Below are 18,681 nucleotides of genomic sequence, written 5' to 3'. Positions count from 1 at the left end.
CCAGCCGGCCCGCCGTCCCGTGAGGGCAAGGAGCACACAGCGATGTCCTCAACGTCTCGCCGTCTCCGCGGCTCAGATCGCTTCCGAGGGCCGACTCACCTCAGCCGTGACTGAACCTCAGTAACGAGGTCGAAGCTATCTCTGACGACGGTGAGTCCCGCTGCTTCGTATCCGTCAATGCGTTCGACGCGGAGCGGGAGGTCGCAGGGTGCCGGGACGTGAGTGAGCAGGCGAGGTACGACTGATCGACGGAACATGGGAGGAGCGGGCAAGGGCTGAGTGCGCCGAGTAGACGGGAGTGCCGCAGGTGGGTGGCGGGCGCGAGTACGGCAATTCCGAGGAGTACGACGTCGAGGTGCGCCAGGTTGCGACTCTCAACCGTTTGGCGGGCCCGACCATCGACGGAACCGGCAAGGTGTCCGAGCGGATGCGCCACCGCGGAGCCGACCTGCTCGTGACGGGGCACGCCCTGGCGCAGGCCACCTCCCTCGGGGAGGCGCTCACCCTGATCTCCCAGCTGGCCGACGCCACCCTGCCGCTGTGCGGTCAGGCGGTGTTCCGGTCGGACCGCGAGTTCCTGAAGTGCGTGGGTCAGGTCGGCTTCCGCGACGGCGAGGTCGACGGGCTGCGACTGCCTCTCGGCACGATTCATCCGGCCGCGCAGGTGGCCCGGACCGGACGCCCCGTCTTCCTCGCCTCCCCGCAGGAGTATCGCGATCGCTTCCCGTCCGCCTGGCAGCTCGACGGACAGAGGGGGTATGAGGCCTGGGCCTACCTGCCCCTGACGACGTACAGCCAGCTCACGGGCGTATGGATGGTGGCCTTCGACGCTCCGGTACGGATGACCGACGGGCTGGGCCCCTTGCTGGTGACCATGGCCCGCTTGCTCAGCCAGAGCATCGAGCAGTCGTACGACGGCCAGGCGGACCGCGCGCTCTCCCAGAGCCTGCGCAGCAGCATGAGCCGGATCGATCCCGGTGTCGACGGCCTCACTGTTGCCGCCCGGTACGTGCCCACCGGCGGGGGGCTCATGGTCGGCGGTGACTGGTTCGACAGCATTCTCCTGCCCAGCGGGCGCCTCGGTGTGGTCATCGGCGATGTCCAGGGCCACGATGTGCAGGCCGCCGGGCTGATGTCGCAACTGCGCACGGCCATCCACGCCTACGCCGCCGAGGGCCACGGCCCGGACGCCGTCCTGGTACGCGCGTCCCGCTTCCTGACGTCACTGGGCGAAGGCCGCTTCGCCACCTGCATCTACCTGGAGGCCGACCCCGCCACCGGCATCCTGCGCATCGCCCGGGCCGGGCACCCGCATCCTGTCCTGCGTCTGCCGGACGGCACCAGTCTGCTCAAGCACGTGCGGGGAGGCCTGCCCCTCGGGCTCGACCTCGGAGAGGACGACTACCCCGTCAGCGTCGTCTCCCTGCGCGAGAACGAGATCCTCATGCTCTGCACCGACGGTCTCATCGAGTCCGGTGGCCACGACATGTACTCCGGTTGGCTCCGCGTGCGCAATGCGCTGGCTCCGGGTGGTCCCGAAGACCTCGACGGCATGGCGGACCGGCTTGTGAACGCGGTCGTGGCCCCGTCCCCCTCACAAGCGGGCGACCAGCCCGGCGCCTCCTTCACGGAGGACGACATCGCGATGCTGCTCCTGCGCCGAGACCCGTCGGGTGTGCATGCGAGTCGGACCGGGCGGCACCTGCGCTTCACCCTCGAACAGGATCAGGCCCAGGGACTCGCCGACGCACGGATCGAATTCCAGGGCCTGCTCCACGACTGGGCACGGCCCGAGCAGGTCGACACGGTCCTCCTGCTCGTCTCCGAACTCCTCGGGAACGTACTGATCCACACCGACCATGCCGCCGTCCTTCGGGCCGAAATCAGCGGCGCCGCCCAAGGCCGGCGCCGACTGCGCGTGGAGGTCACCGACCGCAGCGACGAGGTCCCGCACCGGCGCGCTCCCGGCGAACTCTCCTCCTCCGGTCGGGGCCTCGTCCTCCTCGATCTGTTGGCCCACCGGTGGAACATCCGCCCCGAACCTGAGGGGAAGACGGTCTGGTTCGAAATCGACGAGGAGGGCCCGGAAGAGCCCTGATCAGCGGTCGGTCGAGCGTCTCCGCCGTTCTCTCTGCCGCGTCCGTGAGCCGAACGAGCCCCGCGCCCGTGGCCGCGACGGCGAGCGTGGGACGGGCAAGGGAGTCGACCGCGAAGGCGGTGGTGACCGGGGGCGCGTTCACCGCGCGGGCATCACCCTCCTGCGCGGTGCGAGTGGGTGATCAGAGAGAGACTGGAAGGGACGTCTGTGCCGGGTGGGTCGGGTCGAGGCCGCAGACTGACCGTGCGCAGCGGCTGGAAGGAGGTTGAGGCTTGGTCGTGCTGCGACTTGAGGAGTGCCAACCGTGCCAGCCGCCGATGTGTCGTCAGGCCGTGATGAGCGCCGCCGTCATGAGCGCCGAGAGGAAGAGGACATGACCGCCTCCTACGAAACCATCAGCACCAGGTTGGATGGAAACGTCCTGTGCGCCACCTTCAACGCCCCGCCGATCAACCTCATCGGTCCCGAGGTCGTGCGCGATCTGGTCGCACTGCTCGAGGAGCTATCCCGACCGGCGACTGCACGGGTAGTGGTCTTCGACAGTGCGGACCCCGACTTCTTCTTCCCGCACGTAGACCTGACCAAAGTCCCCGAGTACACCGCTGAAGCCGCGAAAGCCGGAGGACCGGGCGACGCATCCCTGGGGATGCTGTTCCGCCGGCTCAGCGAGACCCCGGCCGTCACCATTGCCAAGCTGCGCGGCCGGGCACGGGGGGCGGGCAGCGAGTTCCTCCTCGCCTGCGACATGCGCTTCGCCTCCCGGGAGAACGCTGTTCTGTGCCAGCCCGAAGTCGGCATCGGCACCCCGCCCGGCGCGGGAGCGATCCAGCACCTGACTCGCCTGCTGGGCCGGGGTCGAGCCCTCGAAGCCGTACTGACGTCGGCCGACTTCGATGCCGAACTCGCCGAACGCTACGGCTGGATCAACCGCGCGGTGCCCGAGGCCGAACTGGACGAGTTCGTAGCCGACCTTGCTGCGCGAATGGGGAACTTCCCGCGTGATGCGCTGGTTGCCGCGAAGTCGGCCATCAATGCCATCAGCCTGGCAACTCCCGCTGATGTACGCGCAGATGCTGCTCTGTTCCAGCAACTCGTTCGGAGTGAGGCAACACAGCGACGTACAGCAGAGCTTTTCAAACAGGGCTTCCAGACCCGTGGTCGTACCGAGCTCGACCTCGGTGACGCGCTGGGTGACTTGAAGCCCGTCGACTGACGCTGATGTCGGAACCAGCCTCCGACTCGGGCCTCGCATGTACCCCGATCCGGGGATAGACGTTGACCAGCGGGCCACGCGAAAGGGCGCACCGGCACCGACACGGCGTCCAAACAGCAGCTGCCTCTGACCAACACGTCGTGGGCTCGGTACACCTCGACCTGAGAGTCGGAGGCGGCGCGACGTCCCGTTGGCGGTCCGCACGCAGCGGGGCACCACCGCAGTGGAAGGACTGATCGAAGCGGGCGCCAGTGTGCTTCGGACCACGGATGAGCCGGACATGCGGGCACTCCGCCGTCGTGCTGCGGGACCCGGAGGGCAACGAGGTCTGCGTTGTCCAGGAGTGGTTCGGCCGCGTTGCGCGCAGCCACCTGGTGATTTGTTTGTGGCCGGAGGGACATTGTGAGTGCTGACGTATTCAACCCGTTGCGCTTGGCAACATTTTGTGGCTTTATCGAGCGGTCGATACGGTCGATTTCATGGATGGGAACTTTGGGACGGCCGAGGATCTCCTGGCCGCATTGCGTGCTGGTGAAGTGACTTCGGCGGAGCTCACTGACGAGGCGATCGCTCGTATTGGGCGGGATGACAAGGCGATCAACGCGGTCTGTGTGCCGGATTTCGACCGTGCGCGGGTGGCCGCACGCGGCGCCGACGAGGCGCGCGCTCGCGGTGAGGACCGACCGTTGCTTGGTCTTCCGGTGACGGTCAAGGAGTCCTTCAACATCGCTGGACTGCCCACGACTTGGGGCATGCCGCCCCACCGGGACTTCGTGCCGACCGACGATGCGGTGCAGGTGTCGCGGCTCAAGGCCGCCGGCGCGGTGGTGCTCGGCAAGACCAATGTGCCCTTGGGGCTACAGGACATCCAGAGCTTCAACGAGATCTACGGCACCACCAACAACCCGTGGGACCACGGCCGCACGTCGGGCGGATCCTCCGGCGGATCAGCGGCGGCCCTGGCGTGCGGATTCGGCGCGCTGTCCATCGGCTCCGACATCGCCGGTTCGTTGCGCACCCCCGCGCATTTCTGCGGTGTCTACGCACACAAGCCGACACTCGGGCTGGCGGCCAACCGCGGTATGGTCCCGCCGTCCGCACCGGCCTTGCCGGTCGACCTCGACCTCGCCGTCGTCGGTCCGATGGCACGCACCGCCCGCGATCTCACGCTCCTGCTCGACGTCATGGCCGGACCGGATCCGTTGACGCTCGGCGTGGCGCACCACTTGAGGTTGCCGCCCGCGCGCCACGAACGGCTCCGCGACTTCCGGGTCCTGATCCTCGACGAACATCCGCTCATTCGAACAGGGTCGGCGGTGCGGGCGGGCGTGAACCGAGTCGCCGACGCGCTTGTCGACGGCGGCGCCCACGTCGAACGGCACAGTCCGCTGCTACCCGATCTGGCCGAGGCCGGGACCCTCTACAGCCAGCTGCTGGTTTCGGGCTCCGTCGCACGATTTCCCGTCGAATCGTACGACCAGCTGCGGACCCGGGTCGCCGGACTGAGCGTGGACGACCAGAGTCTCGACTCGGCACGGCTGCGCGCCATGGTGTTCAGCCACCGCGACTGGCTCGAGGCGGACAACCGCCGCGAACTGCACCGCCACGGCTGGCGGCAACTGTTCGCCGAGTTCGATGCCGTGGTGTGCCCGATCACGCCCACTCCCGCGTTCCCGCACGACCACAACCCCAATCCGCTGGAACGCCGGATCGACGTCGACGGCGTCGAGTACCCGTACTTCGACCAGCTCGTCTGGGCCGGCCTGGCCACCATGCCCGGTCTGCCCGCCACCGCCATACCGGCCGGCCGGTCTCCCGAGGGTCTGCCGGTGGGGGTGCAGCTCATCGGCCCGATGTTCGAGGACCGCACCCCGCTGAAGCTGGCCGAACTGCTCGAGCAGGAGATCGGTGGCTTCCAGGCACCGAAGTAGTGGACACGCGTCCCGTGGTGAGGCTGCGTCGATGCGGCAGGCGAAGCCTTTCGCGCTGCGGGCGGGTGCAGGACTGCGCAGCACGGCGCCGTGCTGTCCGGCTCCCGCACGGCGGGACGGTGTACTTCCTGCCAGGCGGTGCGGTGGGGGCCAGCAGTTCGGTCAGACGCTGGCCCCAGCGTGTCCACTGGGAGTCGGCAGCGCGGACGGCGACGGCCACGGACATGGCGTGCAGGCCTTGGCGGCGGTAGCTGCCCTGGCCCTCACTTCCTGCACTACCTCCGTCAGCCGGGCGAGCGGCTCTGCCTCGGTCACGCCGCGATGGTCGGCATCGCCGGGCTCCACATTCTCGCCCGCGTGGAATAACTCCGGCCCCACACGGGCCCGCCTTTGAGGAAGGCCCGAGGGGGGACGGCTCCTTACGTTGCCAGCTCGGAGGAAGCTCAGTCGAGACAGAACTCGTTGCCCTCGATGTCCTGCATCGAGATGCACGACTCGTTGTCCTCATCGGCACGCAGTACTTGCACGCATACCGCGCCGAGCGCGACCAGCCGTGCGCATTCGGCTTCGAGGGTGGCGAGGCGTTCTTCCCCTACGAGCCCGGTGCCGACCCGCACGTCAAGATGCACCCGATTCTTGACGACCTTGCCCTCGGGAACTCGCTGAAAGAACAGACGCGGGCCCACACCCGAGGGATCACTGCATGCGAACCATGCCCCCCGATCCTCAGGCGGCCGCGAGCGATCGAAATCGTCCCAGGTGTCAAACCCCTTCGGTGGCGGCGATACGACGTACCCCAACACCTCGCACCAGAAACGAGCGACGCGCTCAGGTTCCGCGCAGTCGAAGGTGACTTGGAACTGCTTGATCGATGACATCGGCGCACCATAGCAGGGGGACTGTGCTGCTCATCTTCCGGTAGGCGTATGCCTGTTGAGGGGGATGCTCGTTTGGAGCCAGCCGCTGTCGTGCGGTCGCAGAGGGGCGTCCCAGCCGCTTCGGGGGCGTGGTGGGTGCGCGATCTGAGGGTGGGCTACCGGCCGAGGAGTCTTGCCTTCTGCGCCTCGAACTCTGCGGGATTCAAGATCCTTCGGTCCCGGAGCTCACAGAGTTTTCCAGGGCTGCGGTCATGTATTTCCCAAGGCCTGCTGGCCGCCGGGCCGGCCCTCGCGGGCAGCTGTCCGGCCCGGAGCGGTGATAAACCGTTCGCCGTACCGGGCCGGACGCGTCATGATCGGCACTCGTGACTACGCCGAAGCAGCTCCTGGTCCGGGCCGCCGCCCGCAACAACGCCGAGTGGTGCGCAGCGATGGGCCGATCGCACGGCTTGGCGGGCGAGTTCGGACCCCAAGCGTGGGCCGCTCCGGCTCGTACGCCGCTCTACTATCCCGACGCGGTGACGCTGGTGCCGGATGCTGACCTGGCCGCGCTGGCGGCCCGGATCGACACCGTGGCACCGGGCGCCTCCGTCAAGGACAGTTTCGCCGACCTCGACCTGACGGAGGCCGGGTTTGAGGTGCTCTTCGAGGCGCAGTGGATACACCGCCCGGCGAGTGCGCCCGCCCTTGCCGCGGATCTTGACTGGTACGTGGTGGGCTCCCCGGACGGGCTGCGCGCGTGGGCCGTCGCCTGGGACGGCGGAGAAGGCAACGCGGACCTCTTCCGGCCCGAACTGCTCGACGACCCGGCTGTGTTCGTGCTCGCCGGGCAGTCCGCCGGCGGCCGGGTGGTCGCCGGAGCGGTGGCCGGCCGCAGCGACCACGTGGTCGGAATCTCCAATGTCTTCGCGCTGGACGGCGGCCCTGACAAAGCCTGGCCGGTCGTGCTGGGCGCGGTGCATCGGCTGTTCCCCAGCCTCCCCGTAGTCGGCTACGAGCAGGGCGACGACCTGGCGGTCGCCATCCGCCATGGCTTCGAGCCCGTGGGTCCGCTGCGGATCTGGCTGCACGGCTCGTAGACGGATCAGCTCCGGGACCGCCCGCGCTCCCTCCTTTCGCCTTGTGCTGTTCTTGACCCGCCCATTCCTGGGGAGGGCGGAGCTGCCGGCGCGCAGGCAGCGATCGGAACGCAAGCAGCTATCGGGGTCACAGCAGCTATCGGCGTAACCCGGCCGATCACCATCCGGGCTTGACTCTGACGCCGCTGGAGACTTGACGATCGCACCGTAAGCGAGAAGCGGATTGCTACCGGAGGTGCAAGGCATGCGAGGCAAGGGCATCCACTACGACACCGGCACGTTTCCCAACGGCGATACCTCCCGGCCGCTCTTCGACGCCGATGCCGTCGCGCGGGACATGCAGGTCATCGCCGAGGACCTGCACTGCACCGCGATCCGCATCACGGGCGGCGACCTGGACCGGATCGAGACCACCGCGCGGCACGCCGCGGCAGTCGGGCTGGAGGTCTGGTTCTCGCCGTTCCCCTGCGAGATGACCGACGAACAGATGCTTCCGTACTTCGCCGACAGTGCGGAGCGAGCCGAACGACTGCGTCAAGAGGGCGCTGACGTCGTTCTGGTCACCGGCTGCGAACTGAGCCTGTTCGCCCGCGGGTACCTGCCCGGCGACACCTTTGACGACCGCGTCCCGGTTCTGGCGGGCCCCGACCGTGAAGCCGCACTCCAGCCCGTCCCCGACAAGGTCAACGCTTTCCTCGGTGACGTCGTCCGCACCGTCCGCACCCTCTTCGCCGGCCCGGTCAGCTACGCCTCGTGCCCCCTGGACGGGGTGGACTGGAGCCCCTTCGACATCATCGGTCTGGATGCCTTCCGGGGCCTGCGTAACGCCGCCACGTACCGTGACGACCTGCGCAAGGAGTTCGCCCACGGCAAGCCGGTCGCCATCATGGAGGTCGGCTGCTGCACCTTCCGAGGGGCGGGCGACTACGGCGGCGCGGGCTGGTACGTGGCCATGGAGCCGGACGGCGTCACCCCCAAGCCGGACCTGGTGCGCGACGAGAGCGAGCAGGTCCGCTATCTCGACGACCTCATGCCCATCTTCGAAGAGGAAGGCGTCGACTCCGTCTTCTGGTTCAGCTTCGCCGGCTACGGCACCCCCCACCGTTTGTCCGGACCGGACCCCGACCTCGCCTCCTACGGCATCGTCAAGATCCTCGACGAGCACAGCGACTACCCCACAAACGCGCGTACCTACCAGGACATGCCCTGGGAACCCAAGGAGGCGTTCCACGCCCTCGCCAACCGCTACCACGCCCTCAAGCAGCCAGGAGCCTTCGACCAGCAGTAACCGCTTCCTCCCGCAGGATCACTGAAGATCGGAACGGGGCGCTCCTTCTCCACCATCTGACAAGTAGTAGACAGGAGCGCCCCTTCTCATCGTGTGAGGACGTGTCCTCCGGACCTTGCCGGGAACGGCTCACGCGCTGCTGTTCGGCGCGGCCTCATGGGGGGCCCGCGACGTTGACACTCGTGCCGCGCGAGGGCGTCGGGCAGTTGACCACGGGGGTTTGCGGGTTGGAGCCGATCTCAAGATGGTGTGTCTAGTAGGGCACCGTGGTGCAGTAGGTCTCCGCCCAGGCAGAGGCGCCGTACTTGTTGGCCGCGCGTACCGAAAGGCAGATCTCGTCACCGGAGTACGGCCCAGTGATCGTGTAGCTGGTGTTGCCGGTCGAATGGATGGTGTCGACGTTCTTCTCGGTGTACTGGCTGCCCTTGTTTGTGTAGTGGACGTCGTAGCGGGTCGCTCGGGAGATCGCCGGCCAGCTCACGAGGATCGGCATGGAGCATGCGCCGACGCAGGAGTTCGTGTACTTGGCGCTGTAGCTCTTCAACGCGGGCGGCGGGGAGCCGGTGGACGAGCCGCCGGCGCCGGACGAACCGCCGCCGCCCGAGGCCGAAGAGCCGGAACCGCTACTGGTGGCGCCGCTGTCGGAGCGGCCGTTTGTGTCGGAGCCGCCGGCGCCGTCGGGCGACGTCGAACTCCCGGTGCTCTCCTTGGGTTTCGCCGCGCTCTGCCCGGCTTTGTCGCCTTGCTGCTCCTTGCTGTCTTTCCCATCCTTCCCGTTGCCCTTCCCGGAAGGTGAACTGCCCGCCTCGCTCGGCGCCTTGCTCCCGTCAGCAGTGGCGCTCGCGCTGCTCCGGGGCGACGTGGCATGTGCTCCGTCCCCGCTGCCGCCCCCAAAGGGCTGGAGCAGGGTGACCGCACCGCCGCCGACCGTGATGACGGCGATGATGGGCAGGACGATCAGCGTGCGGCGCCGCCGGGCGGGCCGCTGTTCGGGCTTCGGCGTCGTGGAACCACCCGCCGTGGGGACGGTTTCCGGTGGGCCGGGCTGCGACCGCAGCCCGACGGTCGACCGGTCCACGGGCTCCGCCCGGTGCGGCGCAGCCTCGGCGTCGAGCAGCCGCGCGGACTGCTGCGCGAGGTGAGCGACGACGTCGGCGGGCAGCAGGGTGGCCTTGGCCGCGACCGTCTTCACCAGTTCCGGATCGGCCAACAGCGCGTGTACGTCCGGCCGTTGCTCGGGGTCTTTCGTCAGGCACCGCGAGATGAGCGCCCGCAGCGCGGGGTCGTCGACCCCGTCCAGGTCGGGCTCGTCCTGCACGATCTGGAACATGACCGCGTGCTGATTGCTGGCCTCGTGCCCGAAGGGCAGCCGCCCCGTGGCCGCGTACATGAGCACGCTCCCCAGGGTGAACACATCGCTCTTCGGCCCCACGCGCTGCGCCTGGATCTGCTCCGGAGACATGAAGCCGGGCGAGCCCACGGCCATCCCTGTACTGGTCAGCGGCGACTCTGCGGACGTCTCCAGGGCCCGCGCGATGCCGAAGTCGATGACCTTTGTCCCGTCCACGGTCAGCATCACGTTGGACGGCTTCAGATCGCGGTGCACGATCCCCGCCTCGTGGATGTCCTTCAGAGCGCGCAGCAGCCCGTCCGCGACGGCGCGCACGGACGCGGTGGGCAACGGTCCGTGCCGCCGCACGACCTGGTCGAGGGTGAGCCCGGGAACATACCCGGTGGCGACCCACGGCGGATCGTCGTCGGGGCCGGAGTCCAGGACGGGAGCGGTGTGGCGCTCCCCGACGCGCTGCGCCGCGTCGATCTCCCGCCGGAACCGTGCGCGAAACCGCTCGTCGGACACATGCTCTTCGTGCACCACTTTCACGGCGACGGTGCGCCCGCTCTCGGACCGGGCGAGGAAGACCCGTCCCATGCCGCCCGCACCGAGCCGACCGAGCAGGAGATACGGCCCGATGCGCACCGGGTCGAAGGCCGCGAGGGGTTTGATGCCCCCATCGGCGGAGTCATCCTGCTCGTCCCTGTTGGTGCTGCTCATCGCGATCCGGCTCCCCGCTCTTGTGCCCTGGTCATGGGTGTAACTCAGGTGAGAATAAAGGTTGTTGATGTACCTGGTGCTGGCGAGGACGTGCCGTGCGACCGGCATGGTTCTGGTTCGCACGAGATCTTGAGCTCTGACCACGTATGTCGGAGGCGGCATTCCGCCGGCGGTCCGGGCGGAGCCGGTCGGGAACGGTTTCGCCCTCTCCGTGCGCCTGATTCCGAACGACGGCGACAGGCGCGGCTGCGGGGAAGCGAGTGAGGGCCGCTCGCCGGGTGCTCCCGCACGGACGGCGGGGGCGTTGGTGATCCGCTCATCCACTGCCGGCAGGGGGTCGATCCGCCCAGAACCGCGCACGTGGTCTGTGTGAGTACGACGACCAGGGCGTTGCCGTACGCGAGCGCCGGCCGTCCGCCCAACGACGAACCCCCGCCCTTCCGCGCTGGAAGGACGGGGGTTTGCGGTGGGGGTGTTCGCAGGTCGCGATGGCCGACCAGGGCGGTGCGGTGCGGTGCTGTGCGGATCAACCGATATCCGCCGCAGACCGGGTGGCGCCAGTCGTTTCCACGCCCGCGCCGGGGGCACGTCATCCGCCCGCGGCGTCCTCGGCCTCCCAGCGCAGCAGGTCGCCCGGCTGGCACTTGAGCACCTCGCAGAGCGCGGCGAGCGTCGCGAAGCGCACTGCCTTGGCGCGGCCGTTCTTGAGTACGGCCAGGTTGGCCGGCGTGATCCCTACGCGGTCCGCGAGCTCGCCCACGGACATCTTCCGCCTGGCCAGCATCACGTCGATGTCGACTGTGATCGGCATCAGATCACCTCGTCCAACTCGGCCTGCATGTGCGCCGCTTCGACGTCGCGCGCGACAGCCTGGGCGAGCAGCATCCGTAGCACGAGCACGATCAGCGCGACCCCCAGGATGGCCAGACCGATCCCGCCCATGATGAGAGTGACGCCCGGGTCGTCCCGCTGGCCCGGCGCATTGACGGCTGTGACCGCGAACCACAGGAGGGAAGCCGCCACGATCGCGCCGATCACGGCGTCCACGTACCGGAAGGCGGCGTGGGAGAACACGGTTCCGCGTCGCACCATCGTCACCAGCCGCCATACGCAGACCAGGGCGACCTGAGCCGACACCATGCCCAGGATCGTGATCACGCGCAGCGGGGTCAGCGGGATCGACCCGTCCTCCGGGTCGCTCCCGCTGACCAACACCCACACCATCGATGCCTGTACGAACACGGTGCCGGCGAGCACCACCGCGAGCACGACGCGCAATGCGCGCACTGCCAGCTTTCCCATGACCGATCCTTCCATCGAGTTACGATGAGAATCTATCGAATTTCGATAGGTGAAGCAAGGTGTGGTGTGGAGGGTTGGGGGGTGGGGGACGGGGGTTTCGCACCTGTCGGAACGCCCCGTGCGTGGCATGAAGGTGGTGCGAATCGCCTTGATCTTGTCGAAGTCGGCCTCGCGTGAGCGCAAATCGGACACCATCCGACTGCGCCCAACCCTGCCCGATCAGTACATGCCGTTCGGGAGGCGCCTCCATGGGCGACGCCCTGTGGAACCCGCAGCAGCATTCGTGCTGGTGGGAGAGCCGAGACGGGGCCAGGCGCAGCGGCCGCCGAAGTAGAGCTGCCCCGACGCCGTCGCGGCCCGGCCCAGGGGCGAGTGACCGGTGACGGGAAGCACGGCACTGCGGTCAGCGAGACTGCGGCGATCACTGGGCGACCGGGTCCCCTGTGGCCTGCCCGCGTCAGGAGGATGCGTGGCGGTTGAATCCTGAGGTCCGCCACTGTCGGCCGTCGGGCAGGATCGCGAGGGCTTCGTAGCCGGGCAGGGTCTCCAGCCAGTCCCGGGCGCCGTCGCCCCGGGCGAAGGCGGCGGTGGCGTAGGTGTCGGTCAAGGTCAGGCGCGGGCCGATGACAGTGAGGGAGGCGAACGTGGTGACGGGCGTGCCGTGGTGCGGGTCGAGGATGTGGGAGCCGCGTTCGGCGGTGCCGGAGGTGGCGACGGCCAGGTCGTCGTGGGCAGTGATGACGGTGGCGAGTTCGCCCGGGCGCAGTGGGTGGGCGATACCGATGCGCCATGGGGTGGCAGGGGCCGCCTGGCCGCGGATTTGGAGGTCGCCGCCGCCGTTGACGCAGGTGTGGCGGGCGCCCGCTGCGTGGAGGAGCTGGGAGGCGGCTTCGGTGGCCCAGCCTTTGACCAGGCCGGAGGGGTCGAGGGTGCCGGCGGGAGTGATGCTGAAGTAGCCGTCGCTGTCGCGGGTGGCCCGGGCACAGAGCGACAGGACTTCGTGGACTTCCGGCGGGCAGTCGGCCAGGCGGATGTCGCCGCGGCCGAGACGGCTGATGTGGCTGTCGGGCCGGTAGGTGGAGAACACGGCGTCCACTCGGTGGAGTTGGCGTACGGCCTCGGCGAGGGCGCGGTGGACGGCGGGGGTGGGCTCGTCGCGGATGTCGAAGGAGAAGGCCGTGCCCATCACGTGCTCGACGTGACGCAGTCCGTGTGCGGTGTCAGGCATGGGCCTGGTCCAGCGCGCTCTGCAGGGACTGCATGTAGCCCTGGCTTGTGTAGCTGGCACCGGAGACCGCGTCGATGTGGGCGCTCTGGGCGCCGAGCGCCTCCTCGGTGAGGCGGGGCAGCGCGTATGCGGCGATCTCCTGGTCGCGGCCGTTTTGATTCGGAGCCTGAAGGATCTTCACCGCGGTGATCTTCCCCTTGGTGAGGGTGGCGGCGACCTGCACGGTTCCGTACTGGGTGTCGACGGGGTCGCCGGTGAACGTGCCTGTCCCCGTGGACGCACCCGATGCGGTGCCCGTGGGCGTGGCGCGCGGGGACGACGAGGAGGCCGAAGGCGTGCGCGATCCGCCGCCGAGAGCGGGTAGTTGATGAGGCTTGAGGGCCAGCAGCGTGACGACCAGGGCGCTGATCCCGGTGGTGGCGACGACGGCTCGGCGCATGACGGGTTCTCCTCAGAACGCGAACGACTCGTGGTGGATGCGGTGCGACGGGACACCGGCCTCCCGGAGGGCTTCGGTTGCCGCCTGCGTCATGCCGGGCGGACCGCACAGGAAGACATCGTGCGCGGCCAGGTCGGGAACGAGGGTGCTCAGGCCCTGGGCGGTCAGGGGTGAGGAGTAGCCGGCCGGTTCGTCGACGACGTGGTGGACGGTGGCCCGTCGGTGGGCGGCTATCGCGTCGATCTCACCGCGCAGGGCGAGGTCTTCGACGCTGCGGGCCCGGTAGACGAGGGTGACCTGTCCCGGCAGCGTCTCGAAGAGCGTACGCAGCGGGGTGATGCCGACGCCGCCGGCCAGCAGCAGAACCTTGGCGGCTGAGCGACGGTTCGCCGTGAAGGCGCCGTAGGGTCCCTCGGCCCACACCCGGGTGCCGGGGGCCAGCCGGGCGAGCGCGGCACTGTGTCCGCCCGCTGCCTTCACCGTGATCCGCAGGTGACGGGGGTTCGCCGGGGCGGAGAGGGAGTACGGATTGGCGGTCCACCACAGCCCACGGGCCATGAAGCGCCAGCGCAGGAACTGTCCCGGCTCGCCGCCCAGTTCGTCCAGGTGGTCGCCGGTGACGTAGACGGAGACCACGCCCGGTGCCTCGGGACGGATCGCGGCCACCCGCATCCGGTGGCGCAGTGCGCGCCGGACGGGAACAGCGAAGCGGAACCAGACGACCAGGACGGCGACGCCGAGGAACAGTGCGTACCAGGCGGCCTGGGCGAGACGGTTGCCGACGAAGTCGGCCCCGTTGGAGAGCTGGTGGCCGAAGGTGAGGAAGACGGCCAGGTAGGTGGCGAAGTGCAGATAGTGCCAGGTCTCGTAGCTCATCCTGCGGCGGGCCGCGCGGGCCGACAGGACTCCGGTGGCCAGGAACAGCAGGAATCCGATCGTGCCCTTGAGCAGCTCGGGGTAATGGAAGACGAGTGTGGTCGTCTGGGTGACCACGTCGGTGTGCGAGGTCAGGGAGTAGCCCCAGATGACGAGCAGGGTGTGGGCCAGGGCCAGCGAGACCGTGCAGCGCCCGCCGAGGGCGTGCCAGCGGGCGAGCCGGTCGGTGCCGATCGTGTGGTCCAGAAGCGGTGTGCGGGCCATCAGGGCCAGCAGTACCGCGCAGGCGTAGCCGGCCAGCAGCCCGGTGATGCGCCCGGCGCCGGTGAGCCAGCCCGCCGGGCCGACCACCGCGTTCGTGTCGCTCCACCACAGTGCCAGCACTCCCGCCGCGCCGCCCCAGATGACCAGCTGAGCCAGAAACGGCACAGGACTGCGGCGCGAACGGCGGCGGTGACGGACCCCGCGGCCCGCGTACGGCGTGCTGGTGAACGTGGTGGTCATAGGGCACCTTCGAGTAGGGCTCGCTGCGGCGACGGACGGCCAGACTCACAGCCCAAGCTCTGTGAACCTTCTGAAACAGCCCCGCAGGCCGCCCTCAGCGCTGATTCACAGGGAACTCAGAGACACGGCGAGCCCTGCGGCGCCCCGTGCCGGGGGATGCTGGAGGGACCATGGACGAGCCACGCGCCACACCACCACTGCACCGCCCCGACGGAGACCCGGTCCGGATCCTCGTCGTCGACGACGAACCCGACGTCACCGATGTCCTGGCCACCGTGCTGACCGACGAGGGCATGCAGGTCCGAACAGCCGCCGACGGCGCGAGCGCCCTGGCGGCGGGCCGCTACTTCCGGCCCGACGCGGTGGTCCTGGACTGGATGCTGCCCGACCTCGACGGCCTGCAGGTGCTGCGCGCCCTCCGACGCGAGGCGCCCCGCGTGTGCGTGCTGTTCCTGACCGCCCGGGACGCGGTCGAGGACCGCATCGCCGGCATCACCGCCGGCGGCGACGACTACGTCACCAAGCCCTACAGCCTGGAAGAGGTCCTGGCCCGGCTCCGCGGGCTCCTGCGACGAGCCGGGATGACCGCCGAACCGGGTACGAGCCAGCTCATCGTCGGCGACCTCACCATGGACGAGGAAGCCAGGGAAGTACGCCGTGCGGGATCAGTGGTGGAGCTGTCGCGCACCGAGTTCGAACTGCTGCGGTTCTTGATGCGCAACCCGCGCCGGGTGCTGTCCAAGGACCAGATCCTCGACCGGGTCTGGGCCTACGACTTCGGAGGCCGCTCCCACGTCGTGGAGCTGTACATCAGTTACCTGCGTAAGAAGATCGACGCCGGACGCACCCCGATGATCCACACGGTGCGCGGCGTCGGCTACGTACTCAAGGCGGACTCCCTGTGAGACGTCCGCCGCCCCGCACCCTGCGCGGCCAGCTCACCGTCGGACTGGTCGCCCTGCTAGCCCTCGCCTGCCTCGCCGTCGGGATCATCACCGCCCTCGCTCTGCGGGGGTTCCTGATGGGGCGCCTGGACGAGCAACTCGCCACTTCAGGCGGCCGGTTCCCCGCGAGCCTGGAGCACGAGGCCGAGCCCGACTCCGACAACCGCCCCGACACCCGCGGCCAGGCCGACCACACCTTCGGCGCCCGCCTCCTGGCCGGCACCGTCACCCAGGCCGCCGTCGTCGACAACGCCACCGATCGCCCCGTCCACCTCACCTCCGAGGACCGTCGCACCCTGGCGGCGGTCCCCACCGACGGGGGAGGGCACAGCATCCGCCTCTCCACGCTGCGTAGTTACCGCGTCATGGCGTTCCCGGGCGACGACCAGGACACGCTGATCACCGGCCTGTCCCTGCACCCCGTGGAGGCGACCGTTCACCGCCTCGAAGCGGTCGAGACGGTGCTGTTCGGCGCCGCCCTGGTGATCACGGGCATCGCCGGCGCCGTATGGGTACGGATCTCTCTGCGTCCCCTCCAACGGGTCACAGCCCGGGCGGCGGAGGTGGCCGGACTGCCGCTCGCCAGCGGCGAGATCGCCATGCCGGGGCCCCTTCCCGACACTGACCCGCGCACCGAGGTCGGCCAGGTCGGCTCCGCGCTCAACCACATGCTCGGCCACGTCGAGGACGCCCTCACCCGCCGCCAGGCCAGCGAGGAGCGACTCCGCCACTTCGCCGCCGACGCCAGCCACGAACTGCGCACCCCCGTCGCCAACATCCGCGGTCACGCCGAACTCGCCCTGCGTCACTCCGGCCCCGTCCCCACCGAAGTCCGACACGCTCTGGAGCGCATCGACGGCGAATCGCAGCGCATGACCCGCCTCGTCGACGACCTGCTTCTCCTCGCCCGCCTGGACGCCGGACGTCCCCTCGAACACGAGCCGGTCGACCTGACTCTGCTGATCCTCGATGCCACGGACGACGCCCGTGCCGCGGGCCCCGCCCACCGCTGGCTCCTCGACCTCCCCGAGGAACCCGTCATCGTCACCGGCGACGCCCACCGGCTTCAGCAGGCCATCGGCAACCTCCTCGCCAACGCCCGCACCCACACCCCTCCCGGCTCCGAAGTGACCATCACCCTCGACACCGACCAGGCCGAGGCATCCCTCGCCGTGAGCGACAACGGGCCCGGTATCCCCGAAGACCTCCAACCGGAGGTCTTCGGCCGCTTCGTCCGCGCCGATCACGCACGCTCCCGCAGCACAGGAAGCACCGGCCTCGGCCTCGCCATCGTCCACGCCGTCACCACCGCGCACGGTGGAACAGTCAGCCTCACCAGCCGCCCCGGGCGCACGACCTTCCGTCTGACACTGCCCCTTTGATGATGCTGGGGGCGAAGGCCGGGTGAGGGCGCGGACGGCGTGTGCGTACCAAGGGGTGGCCGTGCCGTGGGGCCCTGGTGCGCGCCCTTCCGGGAAGGCGGTGGCCGGGCACTGCCTGACGGCGGCGCGGGGAGCGTGGCCTGCGGGCGGACGGTGACGGCGTGGGCGTCATCAGCTGTTCAGGCTGAAGTGAGCCGGCCCTCCCGGTGTCGCCGAGCCGATGCATCTGCTCGGTGGCTCCAAACCTCCTTCGTCATGACGTCCTCGGCGAAGCTCCGGTCGGAGGCCACGGCACGTTCCTCAGCGGGAGTCCTCGAGCAGTTGGCCGCTGCCGTTGGAGGCGAACATGGCGAGCAGGCGGTTGCGGGAAGCCGACAGCCTGCGGGCGATCACCGCGGCGACGCCGATCGACACCTCGCGGCCGACCCCGGAGTCCTCGGCGCACAGCTCACGTACTGCCTGCGCATCGAATTCCAGGGCCTGGACCGGGTGCGTGGCCGTGGCACCTAGGGAATGTTTTAGAACTGGCTTCGTGGCCACGCCTCGTGCCGTGATGATCTCGGTGTGGGGCGTGGGGATCTCTCAGATGGCCAGTGGACAGTGCTGGAGCCGCTGTTGCCGGTCGCGGTGGTCGGCAGACCCTCAGTCTGTCGGCGGAAGCTGATCGACGGAATCCGCTGGCGGGTGCGAACCGGTGCTCCCTGGCGGGATCTGCCTGTGGAGTACGGGCCGTGGCAGACGGTCTATGGGCTCTTTCGTCGCTGGCAGCGAGATGGTGTGTGGTCGGCGGTGCTGACCGGTTTGCAGGCTCGTGCCGATGCGGCCGGGCTGATCACGTGGGAAGTGAACGTCGACTCCACGATCTGCCGGGCTCATCAGCATGCGGCTGGTGCCCGCAAGGACGGGCAGGCCCAGAAGGAGCCGCCGGGCGGGATCCGGACCGAGCCCGACGACCACGGCTTGGGCCGGTCCCGGGGCGGCTGGACCACCAAGATTCATCTGGCCTGTGAACAGGGCCAACGGCCGTTATCGCTTGTGGTCACCGCCGGGCAGGCGGGCGACAGCCCGCAATTCGTGGCTGTCCTGGAAGCAATCCGGATACCCCGGCTGGGGCTCGGGCGTCCCCGCAGACGGCCGCTGCGGGTGCGGGGCGACAAGGCCTATTCCTCGCGCACCAATCGTGCCTACCTCCGCAGGCGCGGGATCCGCTGCACCATCCCGGAACCGGCCGACCAGGCCGGCCACCGCAAGCGCCGTGGGGCAAGTGGCGGGCGCCCACCGGCCTTCGATCGCGAGGATTACAAGGCCCGGCACGCGGTCGAGTGCGGCATTAACCGGCTCAAGCGCAATCGGGCGGTGGCCATGCGGTTCGACAAGCTCGCCGTCCGCTTTGAAGCCACCGTCCACATCGCCGCAATCAACGAATGGCTGTGACCTGGCGACGGTGTCGGCCCAGCATGCCATGC

The 18,681-nt window shown here is 69.3% G+C and carries 16 protein-coding genes; 8 read left to right on the top strand and 8 right to left on the bottom strand.

Features of this window, described 5'->3' with window-relative positions; translation table 11 throughout:
* The first annotated feature begins 307 nt into the window (after nt 1-307).
* The 3 genes from LGI35_RS04020 (at nt 308) to LGI35_RS04010 (ending at nt 5,242) form a co-directional block, all read left to right on the top strand.
* Entirely contained in the window at nt 308-2,098 is a 1,791-nt protein-coding gene (locus LGI35_RS04020; RefSeq protein ID WP_227292489.1) for a SpoIIE family protein phosphatase, read from the top strand.
* A 373-nt stretch (nt 2,099-2,471) separates the two neighbouring features.
* Complete coding sequence (locus LGI35_RS04015) at nt 2,472-3,311, top strand: enoyl-CoA hydratase/isomerase family protein (protein WP_227292487.1); 840 nt, start codon at nt 2,472-2,474, stop codon at nt 3,309-3,311.
* A gap of 479 nt (nt 3,312-3,790) precedes the next feature.
* Nucleotides 3,791-5,242 (top strand): amidase, encoded by a 1,452-nt coding sequence (locus LGI35_RS04010; RefSeq protein ID WP_227300190.1) that lies wholly within the window; start codon nt 3,791-3,793, stop codon nt 5,240-5,242.
* Nucleotides 5,243-5,685: 443 nt separating this feature from the next.
* On the opposite strand, the gene LGI35_RS04005 is transcribed toward LGI35_RS04010, so the two are convergent.
* Nucleotides 5,686-6,120 (bottom strand): VOC family protein, encoded by a 435-nt coding sequence (locus LGI35_RS04005; protein WP_227292486.1) that lies wholly within the window; start codon nt 6,118-6,120, stop codon nt 5,686-5,688.
* A gap of 365 nt (nt 6,121-6,485) precedes the next feature.
* Here LGI35_RS04005 and LGI35_RS04000 point away from each other — a divergent pair, with 365 nt between their 5' ends.
* Entirely contained in the window at nt 6,486-7,199 is a 714-nt protein-coding gene (locus LGI35_RS04000; RefSeq protein WP_227292482.1) for a hypothetical protein, read from the top strand.
* Nucleotides 7,200-7,443: 244 nt separating this feature from the next.
* A complete protein-coding gene (locus tag LGI35_RS03995; RefSeq protein ID WP_227292481.1) occupies nt 7,444-8,487 on the top strand; it encodes a hypothetical protein in 1,044 nt (347 codons plus the stop codon).
* A 253-nt stretch (nt 8,488-8,740) separates the two neighbouring features.
* Here LGI35_RS03995 and LGI35_RS03990 read toward each other — a convergent pair whose 3' ends face one another.
* The 6 genes from LGI35_RS03990 to LGI35_RS03965 all read right to left on the bottom strand — a co-directional run bounded on the left by LGI35_RS03990 (nt 8,741) and on the right by LGI35_RS03965 (nt 14,889).
* A complete protein-coding gene (locus LGI35_RS03990) occupies nt 8,741-10,540 on the bottom strand; it encodes a protein kinase domain-containing protein (RefSeq protein WP_227292479.1) in 1,800 nt (599 codons plus the stop codon).
* Nucleotides 10,541-11,129: 589 nt separating this feature from the next.
* A complete protein-coding gene (locus LGI35_RS03985) occupies nt 11,130-11,351 on the bottom strand; it encodes a helix-turn-helix domain-containing protein (protein ID WP_030609318.1) in 222 nt (73 codons plus the stop codon).
* A complete protein-coding gene (locus LGI35_RS03980; RefSeq protein ID WP_227292477.1) occupies nt 11,351-11,842 on the bottom strand; it encodes a DUF2975 domain-containing protein in 492 nt (163 codons plus the stop codon). The genes LGI35_RS03985 and LGI35_RS03980 overlap by 1 nt, the downstream gene beginning before the upstream one ends.
* A gap of 457 nt (nt 11,843-12,299) precedes the next feature.
* Complete coding sequence (locus LGI35_RS03975; RefSeq protein ID WP_227292475.1) at nt 12,300-13,070, bottom strand: FAD:protein FMN transferase; 771 nt, start codon at nt 13,068-13,070, stop codon at nt 12,300-12,302.
* Nucleotides 13,063-13,509, bottom strand: a complete 447-nt coding sequence (locus LGI35_RS03970; protein WP_227292473.1) for an FMN-binding protein — start codon at nt 13,507-13,509, stop codon at nt 13,063-13,065. The genes LGI35_RS03975 and LGI35_RS03970 overlap by 8 nt, the downstream gene beginning before the upstream one ends.
* A 12-nt stretch (nt 13,510-13,521) precedes the next feature.
* Nucleotides 13,522-14,889, bottom strand: a complete 1,368-nt coding sequence (locus LGI35_RS03965; protein WP_227292472.1) for a ferredoxin reductase family protein — start codon at nt 14,887-14,889, stop codon at nt 13,522-13,524.
* Between the two features lie 170 nt (nt 14,890-15,059).
* Between LGI35_RS03965 and LGI35_RS03960 the strand changes: the two genes are divergently transcribed.
* Together LGI35_RS03960 and LGI35_RS03955 are read left to right on the top strand one after the other, a co-directional pair.
* A complete protein-coding gene (locus LGI35_RS03960) occupies nt 15,060-15,794 on the top strand; it encodes a response regulator transcription factor (protein WP_279348618.1) in 735 nt (244 codons plus the stop codon).
* Entirely contained in the window at nt 15,791-17,215 is a 1,425-nt protein-coding gene (locus tag LGI35_RS03955; protein WP_227292470.1) for a sensor histidine kinase, read from the top strand. Before LGI35_RS03960 ends, LGI35_RS03955 begins: the two co-directional genes overlap by 4 nt.
* A 300-nt stretch (nt 17,216-17,515) precedes the next feature.
* On the opposite strand, the gene LGI35_RS03950 is transcribed toward LGI35_RS03955, so the two are convergent.
* On the bottom strand, nt 17,516-17,755 hold the full coding sequence (locus LGI35_RS03950; RefSeq protein ID WP_227292468.1) for a hypothetical protein: 240 nt from the start codon (nt 17,753-17,755) through the stop codon (nt 17,516-17,518).
* Nucleotides 17,756-17,779: 24 nt separating this feature from the next.
* Between LGI35_RS03950 and LGI35_RS03945 the strand changes: the two genes are divergently transcribed.
* The gene (locus LGI35_RS03945; RefSeq protein WP_227292466.1) at nt 17,780-18,649 is read left to right on the top strand and encodes an IS5 family transposase; all 870 of its coding nucleotides are present in this window, start codon (nt 17,780-17,782) and stop codon (nt 18,647-18,649) included.
* The last annotated feature ends 32 nt before the right edge of the window (nt 18,650-18,681 follow it).

This window comes from Streptomyces longhuiensis, assembly GCF_020616555.1.
Taxonomy (GTDB): Bacteria; Actinomycetota; Actinomycetes; order Streptomycetales; family Streptomycetaceae; genus Streptomyces; species Streptomyces longhuiensis.
This window is presented reverse-complemented; position numbering and strand designations above follow the sequence as displayed.